The following is a 15,289-nucleotide window of genomic DNA, read 5'->3' as shown; positions in this document are numbered from 1 at the left end:
CTGACGCATTCTTGGGTGAGTTTTATGCAACTAATTCTTTAGCTTGAGGAGGTGAATCAGTCGCATTATTTTACGCCTCTTTACAATAATCCAGTGCTGTAAACCTTGCTATTGCGGCTCGTGTGCCTATACTAGCCCACTGCGAAATTTTTAGTCGTGTTTGCGATGTGTTTCTGGTAACGATTGACTTACCGTAACGATTATCCAGCAACTACGATTTATGATTCGTCAACGGCACAAATCTCATCAACTAAGACAAGACTAGACACATGCAAGTTTCAGATTTTCACTTTGACCTACCAGATGAACTCATTGCTCGCTACCCTCAAGAGGAGCGTACAGCAAGCCGCCTGCTTAAATTAGATGGCAACAGCGGTAACCTAGCTGATGGTTCGTTTAAAGACGTTTTAGACTTGGTTGAGCCAGGCGATCTTGTTGTTTTCAATAACACTCGAGTGATTCCAGCTCGTGTATTTGGTCGCAAGGCATCAGGCGGTAAGCTTGAAGTGCTGGTTGAACGTATGCTTGATGAGAAAAGCATTCTTGCGCATGTTCGTTGTTCTAAATCACCGAAGCCGGGTACCAAGTTGTTCCTTGGTGAGAACGATGAATATGAAGCTGAAATGGTGGCGCGTCACGATGCGTTATTCGAAATCCATTTCACATCTGATCAAAGCGTTTTAGAGATTCTTAACAGTGTTGGTCACATGCCACTGCCTCCTTACATCGATCGTCCTGATGAAGATGCAGATAAAGAGCGCTACCAGACTGTCTATAATGAAAAGCCAGGTGCGGTTGCAGCGCCAACAGCAGGCCTTCACTTTGATGACAAGCTAATGGCTGACATGAAAGAAAAAGGTGTTGAGTTTGCTTACGTGACGCTTCATGTTGGTGCTGGTACGTTCCAGCCAGTAAAAGTTGATAATATTAACGATCACCACATGCATGCTGAGTACGTTGAAGTGCCGCAAGAAGTGGTTGACGCCGTAGCTGCAGCAAAAGCCCGTGGCGGCCGTATTATTGCTGTTGGTACAACATCAGTACGCTCACTAGAAAGTGCAGCTCAAGATGCATTGAAGAAAGGCACTGAGCTCGTTCCTTTCTTTGGTGATACAGAAATCTTCATCTTCCCTGGCTATGAATACCAGTTGGTGGATTGCTTGATTACCAACTTCCACTTGCCAGAATCAACACTGATTATGTTGGTGAGTGCATTTGCAGGTTACGACAACGTGATGGGCGCATACGATCACGCAGTGAAGAGCGAATATCGTTTCTTCAGCTACGGTGATGCCATGTTCATCAATAAGAAAACAAGCTAATTTAAGCTAGTTATAAACGATATACATTAGAATTTACGGGTGCTAGCAGTAAGCTAGGAGTCGGGCAGGGTGTCTGTCTAATCTCTCGCAAGGAATACGCGACCGCTCCTCATAGAACCCACTAGACTGAACTTTTGTTTGGCCTAAGGTTCTGAATTAACAGTCAGATTGTTTCTCTGGCATATTGGAGGCTTCGTGAAATTAAAATACGAACTTAAAAAAACTAATAGCGGCGCACGTCGTGGTCAACTTCAGTTTGAACGCGGTACCGTTGAAACCCCAGCATTCATGCCTGTAGGTACTTACGGTACTGTTAAAGGTATGACACCTGAAGAAGTAAAAGACACAGGTGCTGAAATCCTATTAGGTAACACATTCCACCTATGGCTACGTCCTGGTCAAGAAATCATGAAAATGCACGGTGACCTGCACGATTTCATGAACTGGCACGGTCCTATCCTGACTGATTCAGGCGGCTTTCAAGTATTCAGCCTAGGTGCAATGCGTAAAATCACTGAAGAGGGTGTTCATTTCCGTAACCCTGTAAACGGTGACAAGATCTTCATGGACGCTGAGAAGTCTATGGAAATCCAAAAAGATTTAGGTTCAGACATCGTAATGATCTTCGATGAGTGTACGCCTTACCCTGCGACACACAAAGAAGCAAAAGACTCAATGGAGATGTCTCTTCGTTGGGCTGAGCGTTCACGTAACCACTTCGACAAACTTGAAAACCCGAACTCACTGTTCGGTATCGTTCAAGGTGGCGTGTACGAAGACCTTCGTGATGTATCCGTTAAAGGCCTAACAGAAATTGGTTTTGACGGTTACGCAGTAGGTGGCCTAGCAGTAGGCGAACCAAAAGAAGATATGCACCGCATTCTTGAGCACACATGTCCTCAACTGCCAGAAGATAAGCCACGTTACCTAATGGGCGTAGGCAAACCGGAAGACTTGGTTGAAGGTGTTCGCCGTGGTATCGACATGTTTGACTGTGTAATGCCAACGCGAAATGCACGTAACGGCCACCTGTTTGTGACTGAAGGTGTGATCAAGATCCGTAATGCGAAGCATAAAACCGATACAACACCACTAGATTCAGAGTGTGACTGTTACACTTGTAAGAACTACAGCAAGTCGTACTTACACCATTTGGATCGTTGTAACGAAATCCTAGGTGCTCGACTGAACACGATTCATAACCTGCGTTTCTACCAACGAGTAATGTCAGACATTCGTCAGTCTATCGATGAAGACCGCTTTGAAGAGTTCGTTGCAGAGTTCTACGCAAGAATGGGGCGTGAAGTGCCACCACTAGGTAAAGAATCTTAGTATTTCTTTTTTGCGAGCCCTATCTCTCTTCCGAGTGATGGGGCTTGAAAATAAAGGGATGCGACCCAATTAGACAAACAATTACGAAAATATAAATAGAGGATGTTTTAAATGTTTATTTCTCAAGCTCACGCAGCAGCAGAAGGTGCACCAGCAGGCGGCGGTTTCGAAATGCTTATCATGCTAGGTATGTTCGCTGTGATCTTCTACTTCATGATCTACCGTCCACAAGCTAAGCGTGTTAAAGAGCACAAGAACCTTATGTCTTCTATGGGCAAAGGTGATGAAGTTCTTACAAGCGGCGGCCTAATTGGCAAGATCACTAAGATTGCAGAAGACAGCGACTACGTTGCTATCGAACTGAATGCAAACAACGAAGTAGTTATCAAGAAAGACTTCGTTACAGCAGTGCTACCAAAAGGTACTCTGAAATCTCTATAAACAGCTAGAGGATCCTCGCTGTGCTAAACCGTTACCCGTTATGGAAGTACCTGATGGTGGTGTTTACTATCGCCATCGCTGCGTTGTACGCACTTCCGAATATATACGGTGAAGATCCGGCAGTTCAAGTTACAGGGGCGCGCGGCGCCTCTGTAGATATGTCTACGCTGGATGCTGTCACCAATGCTCTTGAAGCTGAAAACCTTTCTACTAAATCCGTTGCTCTAGAAAACGGTTCCATTCTTGTTCGCTTTAACGATACAGACTCTCAAATTAGTGCTCGTGATGTCATCACTGAAGCATTAGATGAAGACGTAATCGTTGCTTTAAACTTAGCTGCTTCAACTCCTGATTGGCTTGAATCTATTGGTGCTGCACCAATGAAGCTTGGTCTTGACCTACGTGGTGGTGTTCACTTCTTGATGGAAGTGGATATGGACGCTGCGATGCAAAAGCTGGTTGGCCAACAAGAAGAAGCGTTCCGTAGCGAACTTCGTGAAGAAAAAATCCGTTACCGTGCAATTCGCCCATCTGGTAAAGATGCGGTTGAAGTGATTCTACGTAACGCCGAGCAGCTTGCTGAAGCGAAATCGCTACTGCAATCTAAGCACCAAGACATGACGTTTGTAGATTCTGAATCTAATGGTCGTTTTTCTTTGGTTGCTAGCTTCACAGAGGCTCGTCTTCAAGAAATCCGCAACTATGCGGTAGAGCAAAACATTACCATTCTACGTAACCGTGTTAACGAACTTGGTGTTGCTGAACCTTTGGTTCAACGTCAAGGCTCTAGCCGTATCGTAGTGGAATTGCCTGGTGTTCAAGACACGGCTCGCGCTAAAGAAATTCTTGGTGCTACCGCGACGCTTGAGTTCCGTGAAGTGGATAGCAGTGCTGACTTAGCCGCTGCCGCTTCTGGTCGTGCCCCTGCGGGTAGCGAAATCAAGCAAGATCGTGATGGTCGTCCTGTGGTACTTAAGAAGCGCGTTATTCTAGGCGGCTCAAGTATTACTGATGCAAGCTCAAGTGTTGATGAATATGGTCGTCCTCAAGTTAACATCTCGCTAGACAGCGAAGGTGGTAGCAAGATGTCTGCATTCTCTCGTCAGAATATCGGTAAGCTAATGGCAACGGTATTTGCAGAGTACAAAGACAGCGGTCGTAAAACACCGGAAGGTCGAGTTATCTTAAGTAAGCACGAAGAAGTGATTAACCAAGCGACGATTCAATCTGCGCTAGGCCGTAACTTCCGTATTACTGGTATTGACTCAACGGCTGAAGCTCATAACTTGGCACTTCTACTGCGTGCTGGTGCGTTGATTGCGCCTATCTCGATTGTAGAAGAACGTACGATTGGTCCATCTATGGGTCAGCAAAACATCGATATGGGTATCATGGCGATGGTTTGGGGTATGGCTGCTGTAATGCTGTTTACGCTGCTTTACTACCGTAGCTTTGGTCTGATTGCGAACGTTGCGCTAATGGCTAACTTGGTGTTGATTATCGGTGTTATGTCGATGATTCCGGGGGCTACCATGACCCTACCGGGTATTGCCGGTATCGTATTAACGGTCGGTATGGCGGTTGATGCGAACGTTCTGATCTTTGAGCGTATACGTGAAGAGCTTCGAGATGGACGCAGTCCACAACAAGCTATTCACCAAGGTTACGCGAACGCATTCAGCACAATCGCCGATGCCAACATCACCACACTACTAACAGCAATCATTCTATTTGCTGTGGGTACGGGTGCTATCAAAGGCTTCGCGGTAACGCTGTCTATCGGTATCTTGACTTCAATGTTTACAGCTATTGTCGGAACACGTTGTATCGTGAACCTGATGTATGGCGGCAAACGCGTTAAAAAACTGTCGATCTAAGGCTAGGAATTAATATGTTTCAGATTCTAAAAGCAGACAAAATGATCGACTTTATGCGTTGGTCAAAGGTTGCCTTTGTTTTTTCTATCTTGATGATTGGTACTGCTATCTTCACCCTAACAACGAAATCGTTGAACTGGGGTCTAGATTTTACTGGCGGTACTCTGATTGAAGTTGGTTTTGAACAACCGGCACACCTTCCTGATATTCGTAGTGCACTAGAAGCCGAAGGCTTTGGTGATGCTACGGTACAGAACTTCGGTTCAGCTCGTGATGTGATGGTTCGTTTACGTCCACGTGATGGCGTAGCGGGCGAAACGCTTGGTAACCAAATCCTTTCTGCTATTGAGAATGGTACTGGTGAGCAAGTTGAAATGCGTCGTATCGAGTTCGTTGGTCCTAACGTGGGTGACGAATTAACAGAAGCGGGTGGCCTTGCTATCCTAGTTTCTCTTATCTGTATATTGATCTACGTATCAGTGCGATTTGAATGGCGTTTGGCTGCGGGTGCAGTATTAGCACTGGCGCATGACGTTATCATCACTCTGGGTGTGTTCTCTCTAATGCAAATTGAGGTCGACCTTACCATCGTAGCAGCCTTGCTAACGGTCGTCGGTTACTCCCTCAACGATACCATTGTTGTATTCGACCGTATTCGTGAGAACTTCCGTAAGATGCGTAAGGGTGAAGCGCCTGAAGTACTGAACAGCTCAATCACACAAACATTGAGCCGTACATTGATCACTTCTGGTACCACGTTATTCGTAGTTATCGCACTGTTCGTTCAGGGCGGCGCTATGATCCACGGCTTCGCGACTGCACTTTTATTGGGTATTACGGTTGGTACTTACTCTTCTATCTACGTTGCATCTGCACTGGCTATGAAGTTAGGTATTACGCGTGAACACCTAATGCCACCACAAGTGGACAAAGAAGGTGAAGAGTTTGACGAGATGCCTTAGGCCTTGGCTTAATAAGTTTCGCTAAACCAAAAAAACCGCTAGGCAACTAGCGGTTTTTTTACGTCTGTATTCTAGGGAAGCTCAATACAATTTAGCGTTGAAGTATGTTGAACTTCATTTCACTAAGAGACATCCTGAACGTATCTCGTATCGCAGATACAAAAAAGCCTCGCTATAGCTATATAGCGAGGCTTTGGAATTTTTATGCGCCCTTAAAATAGGGAGCGTTAACGTAAGGTCTGAATTACTTCAGCATACCTTCGTTAGCGTTCTCACGAACGTGCTTAAGAATAGACTTAACACCACGTGCGCTTGAAGCAACAACATTACCAGAAGTCATGTAATCAGTACCGCCAGCAAAGTCAGTCATGATAGCACCAGCTTCACGAGCGATTAGATCGCCAGCTGCTAGATCCCATGGCTTAAGGCCAAGTTCTAGGTAACCATCAACACGGCCAGCTGCTAGGTAACATAGGTCAAGAGCAGGAGAACCTGTACGACGGAAATCAGCACAGTCGATGAATAGACCAGAGATGATCTTCATGAAAGATTCAGAGTGTTGTTTTTGCTTGAATGGGAAACCAGTCGCTAGAACAGTACCTTGAAGGTCTTTTAGTTGAGTAACACGCATACGAGCGTTGTTAAGTTGAGCGCCAGCGCCACGTTGAGCTGTGAATAGCTCGTTTAGCATTGGGTCATAAACACAAGCAACTTCTGTACGACCGTTCATGCGAACAGCGATAGATACAGAGAAGTGAGGGAAACCTTTTACAAAGTTGTTGGTGCCATCCAGTGGGTCAACGATCCATTGTACATCAGAGTCTTTACCTTCAGTCAGGCCTTTCTCTTCAGAAATAATGCTGTGCTCTGGGTAAGATGCTTTGATTGTCTCAATGATCATATACTCAGCTTCTTGAGCAATGTTAGTAACGTAATCGTTGTTACCTTTTAGAGACGATTCGATCTTATCAGTTGTTTCTAGAGATTTAGCAATATGGTTGCCAGCTTTACGCGCAGCGCGTATCGCAATGTTTAGCATTGGATGCATATGGTTTTTCCCACAAGATGTTAAAGAACAATTTAAAGCGGCGGCGAGTATACCAAAGTTTTACCAAAAGGGAAGTGGTTATTTTTTGAACTCTTGGTTTCACATTACGCGAAGGGTCTGACCATTTTACTTTGCTATGTGTTAATATCTCGCGATTATTTTTAAAGTGGTGTCATATAGCATGTTAGACAATGTAAAAGTCGTTCTGGTTGGTACGTCTCATTCGGGAAATATCGGATCAGCAGCTCGCGCAATGAAAGTGATGGGTTTGAGTCAATTAGTTCTTGTAGACCCTCAATGTGAAGTTGACGAGCAGACCTTAGCACTGGCTGCGGGTGCAGGTGACATCGCAGAAAACGCGACCATCGTTTCTACATTAGACGAAGCCGTAAAAGACTGTGGTTTGGTGGTTGGTTCGAGTGCACGTTCACGTACGCTTGAATGGCCAATGCTTGAGCCTCGTGAGTGTGGACAAAAGTTTGCGATTGAAGGTCAAAAGCACCCAGTCGCATTAGTGTTCGGCCGTGAACGTACTGGCTTGACTAACGATGAGCTTCAGAAGTGCCACTTCCATGTATGTATCCCAGCTAACCCTGAATACAGCTCGCTAAACCTAGCAATGGCAGTGCAGACTCTGAGCTACGAAGTGCGTGTAGCTCACCTTGATATGGTCGCTAGCCAATATCAGCCACAGCAACAAGATGAGTACCCTCGTCACGAAGAACTAGAAATGTTCTATGAGCACCTTGAAAAAGTGATCATTGATACCCAATTTATCTCTAAGGATAAGCCAGGTCAGGTGATGAATAAACTACGTCGTCTGTTCAGTCGAGCTCGTCCAGAGTTGCAAGAGATCAACACTCTACGCGGCATTTTGACTTCAATTGAGAAGAGCAAAAACGACAAATAAAACCCGCACAAACCCTAAGGGTGAATACCTGACTAAAATAGTCAACTAAATACTTGACCAATTTAGTCGGGTATGGGAAGATTCCAACCACATAAACAATGTGGATTCGGTGTGATATGAAACTTACATCTAAAGGAAGATATGCGGTAACAGCTATGCTAGATGTAGCACTGCATTCGCAAAAAAGCCCAGTTCCTCTGGCTGATATTTCAGAGCGACAGGGCATCTCATTATCTTACTTAGAACAGCTATTTTCTAAGTTACGTAAAGCTGGCTTAGTTGCTAGTGTTCGTGGTCCTGGCGGTGGTTACCGTTTAGGTGCTGAAGCGAGCGACATCGCTGTCGGAACTGTAATTGCTGCAGTAGACGAATCAGTTGATGCAACTAAGTGTCACGGTCGAGCAGATTGCCAAGGTGGTAGTCGTTGTTTAACTCACACTCTTTGGCGTGATTTAAGCTCCCGAATCAGCAGCTTCTTAAATGACATTACGCTCGGTGAGCTAATGAAAGATAACGAAGTTTTAGAGATTTCTGATCGTCAAGATATCGATCTTGCGGTTAATAATGGTTTTGCACATAAAAATACGAGCACTACAACGATTAGTGCAGCACCTCACGGTGTTAATGCCCGCTCTTAGCGGTCAGTTTTTACATTGGAGTAGAAAATGAAACTGCCTATTTACTTTGACTATTCAGCTACATGCCCAGTCGATCCACGTGTTGCTGAAAAAATGGTTCAGTGCATGACGATGGACGGTAACTTCGGTAACCCTGCATCTCGTTCACACCGTTACGGCTGGCAGGCAGAAGAATCAGTAGATAATGCTCGTGAGCAAATTGCCGATCTACTAAATGCAGACCCACGTGAGATTGTTTTCACGTCAGGTGCTACAGAGTCAGACAACCTTGCTATCAAAGGTGCAGCGCACTTTTACGAGAAGAAAGGTAAGCACGTAATCACGTGTAAAACAGAACATAAAGCGGTTCTTGATCCATGTCGCCAACTAGAGCGTGAAGGTTTTGAGGTGACTTACCTTGAGCCTGAAGCAAACGGCATCATTGATTTAGACAAGCTACAAGCAGCAATGCGTGAAGATACGGTTCTTGTTTCTATCATGCACGTAAACAACGAGATTGGTGTAATCCAAGATATCTCTGCAATCGGCGAATTATGTCGTTCACGCAAGATCATCTTCCACGTTGATGCGGCTCAGTCTGCGGGTAAAATCCCACTAGATGTAAAAGAGATGAAAGTTGACCTTATCTCTCTTTCTGCACACAAAGCATACGGCCCTAAAGGCATTGGTGCTTTGTACGTTCGTCGTAAGCCACGTATTCGTCTTGAAGCACAGATGCACGGTGGAGGTCACGAACGTGGTTTCCGTTCTGGTACGCTTGCTACTCACCAAATCGTGGGTATGGGTGAAGCTTTTGCTGTCGCTAAACAAGACATGCAGAAAGATTACGATCACGCACTAGCACTTCGTGAGCGCCTATTGAAAGGTGTTCAAGATCTAGAAGCGGTAACCGTAAACGGCGACCTAGACCAACGTGTACCACACAACCTAAACGTGAGCTTCGCTTTCGTTGAAGGTGAGTCTCTGCTTATGTCTCTAAAAGACCTAGCAGTATCATCAGGTTCTGCATGTACATCAGCAAGCCTCGAGCCTTCATACGTTCTACGTGCTCTTGGTCTGAACGATGAACTGGCACACAGCTCAGTACGTTTCTCATTCGGCCGTTTCACAACGGAAGAAGAAATCGACTACGCGATTGCACAAATTCGTGTAGCGGTAAACAAATTACGCGACATGTCTCCTCTATGGGATATGTATAAAGAAGGGATTGATTTGAACACTGTTGAGTGGGCTCATCACTAATCTCACGGAAATAGAGGATTCGAGGTAACTATCATGGCATATAGCGAAAAAGTAATTGATCACTACGAAAACCCACGTAACGTAGGTTCGTTTGATAAAGAAGACCCAAGTGTAGGTAGCGGCATGGTTGGCGCACCAGCTTGTGGTGACGTAATGAAACTGCAAATCAAGGTAACGCCAGAAGGTATTATCGAAGATGCAAAATTCAAAACTTACGGCTGCGGTAGCGCAATTGCTTCTAGCTCACTAGTCACTGAGTGGGTTAAAGGTAAAAGTATTGATGAAGCAGCAGCTATCAAAAACTCTGAAATCGCAGAAGAGCTAGAGTTGCCACCAGTGAAAGTGCACTGTTCAATTCTTGCTGAAGATGCAATCAAAGCAGCAGTTGCGGATTACAAAAAGAAGCGTTAATCGTTTCATTAAGTAATCACAAAAAATAAGCAATATTTGGGAGCATCCTTTGTGCTCCCCCTGAGTTCTCAATTTATATAAAACACAAGGTTGTAGTATGGCCATCACCATGACAGATACGGCAGCAAGCCGAGTTCAAGCTTTCCTAGATAACCGAGGTAAAGGTATCGGGTTGCGCTTAGCGGTAAAAACTACTGGCTGTTCGGGCATGGCGTATGTACTGGAATTCGTTGATGAGCTTAACGAAGAAGACGAAGTGTTTGAGCATTCAGGTGTTAAGGTCATCATTGATCCAAAGAGCCTAGTTTACCTAGACGGTACTGAGCTTGATTACGTAAAAGAAGGCCTAAACGAAGGTTTTGAATTCAACAACCCTAACGCGAAAGGCGAATGTGGTTGTGGTGAGAGCTTCAACGTATAAACGCTTCAATCGTTAAGCGTTTATAGTGAGCGAAGAATAAAATTAGGCTCTGATTGAAGAGCCTAAACTTAGGACCACCGTTACATGAATCATTTCGAATTATTTGGGCTACCACTTCAGTTTCAACTGGATGGTAGCCTTCTTTCTTCTCAGTTTAGAGATCTGCAACGCCAATTCCACCCTGATAAATTTGCCACTGCTTCTGAGCGTGATCGCCTATTAGCCGTGCAAAAAGCTGCGCAAATTAACGATGCGTACCAGGTGTTGAAGAATCCAATCAGTCGAGCTGAATACCTGTTAGTGCAACATGGTGAGGATATTCGCGGCGAGCAGCAGACCCTGCAAGATCCTATGTTCCTGATGGAGCAAATGGAATTGCGTGAAGAGCTTGAAGACATCGCCGACAGTTCTGATCCTGAAGATGCTTTGTTTGCATTTGAAGGAAAGGTTAGCAAAATGTATAAACAACAATTAAGCGCTATCCAACAAGAACTCGACAGTGAGGCTTGGTTAGAAGCTGCAGACCGAGTAAGAAAGCTTAAGTTTATTGCAAAATTAAAGAATGAAATCGAGTTAGTTGAAGATCGTCTGATCGGCTAGTTCGTATAACAAGGACACATCCATGGCACTACTTCAGATTGCAGAACCAGGGCAAAGCGCCGCTCCTCACCAGCACAAGCTTGCTGTGGGTATTGATTTAGGTACAACAAACTCATTGGTTGCGGCAGTGCGCAGTGGTGAGGCGAGCACACTGGTTGATCAACAAGGTCGCAGTATTCTTCCTTCCGTTGTTCACTATACGTCAGAGTCGTACACGACTGGTGATGAAGCTCGTGCAAATGCACAGACTGATCCTAAAAATACCATTATCTCAGTTAAGCGACTAATCGGTCGTTCATTGTCAGATATCCAACAGCGATACCCGTCTCTGCCATATCAGTTTGAAGAAAGTGATAATGGTCTGCCTATGATTCGCACAGAACAAGGCAACAAGAACCCAATTCAAGTATCTGCAGACATTCTGCGAGCGCTAGGTCAACGTGCTGAGTCTACATTAGGTGGTGAGCTATCTGGTGCTGTGATTACCGTTCCTGCGTACTTTGATGATGCCCAGCGTGCAGGTACGAAAGACGCGGCGCAACTTGCTGGTCTCCACGTGTTACGTCTTCTTAATGAACCGACTGCCGCTGCGATTGCTTACGGCCTGGATTCAGGTAAAGAAGGGGTAATTGCTGTTTATGACTTAGGTGGCGGTACGTTTGATATCTCTATCCTACGCCTATCTAAAGGTGTCTTCGAAGTTTTAGCAACAGGTGGTGACTCTGCATTAGGCGGCGACGACTTTGACCATTTAGTTGCGGATCATTTCCAAGAACAAATGGGCTTATCAGAGCTAACAGCAGAACAGAATCGTATTCTTCTAGATGCCGCAACAGAAGCGAAGATTGGCTTATCTGAAGCGGAAAGCGTTGATGTTGACGTACTCGATTGGTCTGGTTCATTAACTCGTGAAGAGTTTGAAGAGATCATCAAACCGCTCGTTAAGAAAACACTGCTTTCATGCCGTCGTGCACTAAAAGATGCGGAAGTTGATACAGATGAAGTTCTAGAAGTCGTGATGGTCGGCGGTTCAACTCGCACATTACTTGTACGTGAAATGGTCGGTGACTTCTTTGGTCGTACGCCACTAACCAGCATTAACCCTGATGAAGTGGTTGCAATTGGCGCATCGATTCAAGCGGATATCTTAGTGGGTAATAAGCCTGACTCTGAAATGCTACTACTGGACGTTATCCCTCTGTCTCTTGGTATCGAAACCATGGGCGGCTTGGTCGAAAAGATCATTCCTCGTAACACCACGATCCCTGTTGCTCGCGCACAAGAATTTACCACGTTCAAAGACGGTCAAACTGCAATGACAGTACACACCGTGCAAGGCGAACGTGAGATGGTTGACGACTGTCGTTCACTGGCTAGATTTGCTCTGAAAGGCATCCCGCCGATGACAGCAGGTGCAGCTCATATTCGTGTTACTTACCAAGTGGATGCTGATGGCCTGCTATCGGTTACCGCAATGGAGAAGAGCACTGGCGTTCAAGCTGAAATCCAAGTTAAGCCTTCTTACGGTCTAAGCGACAACGAAGTGGCTAGCATGCTGAAAGATTCGATGACGTTTGCAAAAGAAGACATGCAAGCGCGTGCTCTTGCTGAGCAACGCGTAGAAGCGGATCGCGTTATCGAAGGCCTTATCGCTGCAATGCAAGCCGACGGTGACGAGCTACTTGATGAGCAAGGCAAACAACAACTTGTTCAAGCGATTGAAGCACTGATTGAAGTGCGTAATGGCGACAACGCTGATGCCATTGAACTAGAAATTAAGAATACCGACAAAGCGAGCCAAGACTTTGCTTCTCGTCGTATGGATAAATCAATTCGTGCTGCACTGTCAGGTCAGTCAGTCGATAATATTTAATAGTTAGAGAATAGATAAACATGCCAAAGATTATTGTTTTACCTCACGAAGATCTATGTCCAGAAGGCGCTGTTTTAGAAGCAAAAACTGGTGAGACGGTTCTTGATGTTGCATTGAAGGCCGGTATTGGTATTGAACACGCATGTGAAAAATCGTGTGCATGTACAACATGTCACGTTGTGATTCGTGAAGGTTTTGATTCTTTAGAAGAGAGTGATGATCTAGAAGACGACATGCTAGATAAAGCATGGGGCTTAGAGATGGAATCTCGCTTGGGTTGCCAAGCTAAAGTGGCTGATACGGATCTTGTTGTAGAGATTCCAAAGTACACGTTGAACCTGGCTTCTGAAGACCATTAAGAACCTGTTCTCAGTCATGGCTAATACAGCGATGACTGAGAGAGTTATTGCTTAGACAAACATACTAAGAAAACTGGCCTAGAATATAGATCATAAAGGTGACAGAGCGTCGCTGATAAATATAAGGAAGTGTTATGAGCTTGAAGTGGATTGATTCGCGAGATATCGCAATTGAGCTATGTGATTTGTACCCTGATACTGATCCTAAAACGGTACGTTTTACCGATCTGCATCAATGGGTGCTAGACCTTGAAGAGTTCGACGACGAGCCTAACCACTCGAATGAAAAAATCTTAGAGGCTATTATTTTGTGCTGGATGGATGAGATGGATTAATCCTCTTGTCTAATGATTTGGTCGCGGGTTGGTATCAGTCCAATATAAAACGCAGCCAAGTTAACAATTCTTACTAAAAAAAGCGGACCTTATGGTCCGTTTTTTTATCAAAATGACATTTTCCTCCTACATAATGCTAACATCAGTGCGCTAATAAAAAATAATCAGAATCACACACTCACAGTGGTTCATGACAAGGAGAAATCATGTCTACACAGATGTCAGTATTTTTAAGTCAAGAAGCTGCCCAGCCTCAGTGGGGAGCAAGAGCTATTTTATCGTTCTCAGAAGCGGGAGCGACAATTCACATTGGTGAAGGCCACGATCTAGGCGCAGTTCAACGTGCGGGTCGTACGCTTGACGGACAAGGTATCGCATTCGTTTCACTTCGTGGTGAAGGTTGGGATCTAGAAAGCGTTTGGGCTTTCTACCAAGGCTACCGTGGACCAAAGAAAAAGAATGCATTGGAATGGGATGCACTTTCAGAAGCCGATCAAACTGAGCTTGAAGCTCGTATTCGCGCAACTGACTGGACGCGTGACATTATCAATAAAACCGCTGAAGAAGTGGCACCTCGTCAACTTGCGACAATGGCTGCAGAATACATCAAGTCAGTGGCGCCAGCGGGCACTGTTAAAGCGAAGATCGTTAAAGACAAGGATCTACTAACCGAAGGTTGGGAAGGCATCTACGCGGTCGGCCGTGGCTCTGAGCGTACATCAGCAATGCTGCAACTGGACTTCAACCCAACAGGCGATGAAAACGCACCTGTATTTGCCTGTTTAGTCGGTAAAGGTATTACGTTCGATTCGGGCGGTTACAGTATCAAGCCAGGCCAATTCATGACAGCGATGAAAGCTGACATGGGTGGCGCAGCAACGATTACTGGTGGTTTAGGTCTTGCGATTGAACGCGGTCTTAACAAGCGCATTAAGCTTATTCTATGTTGCGCAGAGAACATGATCTCTGGTCGCGCATTGAAGCTTGGCGATATCATTACCTACAAAAACGGTAAAACAGTTGAGATTATGAACACTGATGCGGAAGGTCGCTTAGTGCTAGCTGATGGCCTGATGTACGCAAGTGCACAAAGCCCTGAGCTGATCATCGACTGTGCAACGCTAACAGGCGCGGCTAAAAACGCATTAGGTAACGACTACCACGCACTATTAAGCTTCGATGATGAGTTGTCTCACCAAGCGCTAACAGCGGCAAACCAAGAGAAAGAAGGCTTATGGCCACTGCCTCTTGCTGATTTCCACCGTGGTATGTTGCCTTCAAACTTTGCTGATCTTTCAAACATCAGCACAGGCGATTACACACCGGGTGCAAGTACAGCTGCGGCATTCCTTTCTTACTTTGTAGATGACTACAAAAAAGGTTGGATTCATATGGATTGCGCGGGTACTTACCGTAAGTCAGCAAGTGACAAGTGGGCGGCAGGCGCAACGGGTATGGGCGTTCGCACACTGGCTCGTCTTCTTATCGACCAAGCAAAATAATAATAAGGGTGAGCGG

The 15,289-nt window shown here is 45.3% G+C and carries 16 protein-coding genes; 15 read left to right on the top strand and 1 reads right to left on the bottom strand.

The window, feature by feature from the left end; genetic code table 11:
• Positions 1 to 269: 269 nt before the first annotated feature.
• The 5 genes from queA to secF all read left to right on the top strand — a co-directional run bounded on the left by queA (position 270) and on the right by secF (position 5,934).
• On the top strand, positions 270 to 1,322 hold the full coding sequence (gene queA / locus AB4263_RS00330; RefSeq protein ID WP_017062523.1) for a tRNA preQ1(34) S-adenosylmethionine ribosyltransferase-isomerase QueA: 1,053 nt from the start codon (positions 270 to 272) through the stop codon (positions 1,320 to 1,322).
• A gap of 195 nt (positions 1,323 to 1,517) precedes the next feature.
• Positions 1,518 to 2,654 carry a tRNA guanosine(34) transglycosylase Tgt gene (gene tgt, locus AB4263_RS00325; protein ID WP_017056177.1) on the top strand — a complete coding sequence of 379 codons (1,137 nt, stop codon included), beginning with the start codon at positions 1,518 to 1,520 and terminating at the stop codon, positions 2,652 to 2,654.
• A 111-nt stretch (positions 2,655 to 2,765) separates the two neighbouring features.
• Positions 2,766 to 3,095 carry a preprotein translocase subunit YajC gene (gene yajC / locus AB4263_RS00320; RefSeq protein WP_010440492.1) on the top strand — a complete coding sequence of 110 codons (330 nt, stop codon included), beginning with the start codon at positions 2,766 to 2,768 and terminating at the stop codon, positions 3,093 to 3,095.
• Positions 3,096 to 3,115: 20 nt separating this feature from the next.
• Positions 3,116 to 4,972: a protein translocase subunit SecD gene (secD, locus tag AB4263_RS00315; protein ID WP_081325187.1), complete on the top strand. Its 1,857-nt coding sequence runs from the start codon at positions 3,116 to 3,118 to the stop codon at positions 4,970 to 4,972.
• 14 nt (positions 4,973 to 4,986) lie between these two features.
• Positions 4,987 to 5,934, top strand: a complete 948-nt coding sequence (secF, locus tag AB4263_RS00310) for a protein translocase subunit SecF (RefSeq protein WP_017062837.1) — start codon at positions 4,987 to 4,989, stop codon at positions 5,932 to 5,934.
• 244 nt (positions 5,935 to 6,178) lie between these two features.
• On the opposite strand, the gene suhB is transcribed toward secF, so the two are convergent.
• Positions 6,179 to 6,982, bottom strand: coding sequence for an inositol-1-monophosphatase (gene suhB, locus AB4263_RS00305; protein WP_017062836.1), 804 nt, complete (start codon positions 6,980 to 6,982; stop codon positions 6,179 to 6,181).
• Positions 6,983 to 7,163: 181 nt separating this feature from the next.
• On the opposite strand from suhB, the gene trmJ reads away from it, so the two are divergent.
• From trmJ to pepB, 10 genes are all read left to right on the top strand, one after another.
• A complete protein-coding gene (gene trmJ / locus AB4263_RS00300) occupies positions 7,164 to 7,892 on the top strand; it encodes a tRNA (cytosine(32)/uridine(32)-2'-O)-methyltransferase TrmJ (protein ID WP_017062835.1) in 729 nt (242 codons plus the stop codon).
• Between the two features lie 116 nt (positions 7,893 to 8,008).
• Positions 8,009 to 8,530, top strand: a complete 522-nt coding sequence (gene iscR / locus AB4263_RS00295) for a Fe-S cluster assembly transcriptional regulator IscR (protein ID WP_010440512.1) — start codon at positions 8,009 to 8,011, stop codon at positions 8,528 to 8,530.
• Positions 8,531 to 8,557: 27 nt separating this feature from the next.
• On the top strand, positions 8,558 to 9,772 hold the full coding sequence (locus AB4263_RS00290; protein WP_010440514.1) for an IscS subfamily cysteine desulfurase: 1,215 nt from the start codon (positions 8,558 to 8,560) through the stop codon (positions 9,770 to 9,772).
• A 33-nt stretch (positions 9,773 to 9,805) separates the two neighbouring features.
• Positions 9,806 to 10,183 (top strand): Fe-S cluster assembly scaffold IscU, encoded by a 378-nt coding sequence (gene iscU, locus AB4263_RS00285; RefSeq protein WP_004740340.1) that lies wholly within the window; start codon positions 9,806 to 9,808, stop codon positions 10,181 to 10,183.
• A 97-nt stretch (positions 10,184 to 10,280) separates the two neighbouring features.
• The gene (iscA, locus tag AB4263_RS00280; RefSeq protein WP_010440519.1) at positions 10,281 to 10,604 is read left to right on the top strand and encodes an iron-sulfur cluster assembly protein IscA; all 324 of its coding nucleotides are present in this window, start codon (positions 10,281 to 10,283) and stop codon (positions 10,602 to 10,604) included.
• Between the two features lie 84 nt (positions 10,605 to 10,688).
• Positions 10,689 to 11,204, top strand: coding sequence for a co-chaperone HscB (hscB, locus tag AB4263_RS00275; protein WP_048608145.1), 516 nt, complete (start codon positions 10,689 to 10,691; stop codon positions 11,202 to 11,204).
• 22 nt (positions 11,205 to 11,226) lie between these two features.
• The gene (hscA, locus tag AB4263_RS00270) at positions 11,227 to 13,077 is read left to right on the top strand and encodes a Fe-S protein assembly chaperone HscA (RefSeq protein WP_372097130.1); all 1,851 of its coding nucleotides are present in this window, start codon (positions 11,227 to 11,229) and stop codon (positions 13,075 to 13,077) included.
• Between the two features lie 20 nt (positions 13,078 to 13,097).
• Entirely contained in the window at positions 13,098 to 13,436 is a 339-nt protein-coding gene (gene fdx, locus AB4263_RS00265) for an ISC system 2Fe-2S type ferredoxin (RefSeq protein ID WP_010440525.1), read from the top strand.
• Between the two features lie 134 nt (positions 13,437 to 13,570).
• Positions 13,571 to 13,771, top strand: a complete 201-nt coding sequence (gene iscX / locus AB4263_RS00260) for a Fe-S cluster assembly protein IscX (RefSeq protein WP_004740335.1) — start codon at positions 13,571 to 13,573, stop codon at positions 13,769 to 13,771.
• 206 nt (positions 13,772 to 13,977) lie between these two features.
• Positions 13,978 to 15,273 carry an aminopeptidase PepB gene (gene pepB, locus AB4263_RS00255; protein WP_017062517.1) on the top strand — a complete coding sequence of 432 codons (1,296 nt, stop codon included), beginning with the start codon at positions 13,978 to 13,980 and terminating at the stop codon, positions 15,271 to 15,273.
• Positions 15,274 to 15,289 lie beyond the last annotated feature (16 nt).

This window comes from Vibrio sp. 10N.261.55.C5, from assembly GCF_041470505.1.
Classification (GTDB): domain Bacteria; phylum Pseudomonadota; class Gammaproteobacteria; order Enterobacterales; family Vibrionaceae; genus Vibrio; species Vibrio crassostreae_C.
This window is presented reverse-complemented; position numbering and strand designations above follow the sequence as displayed.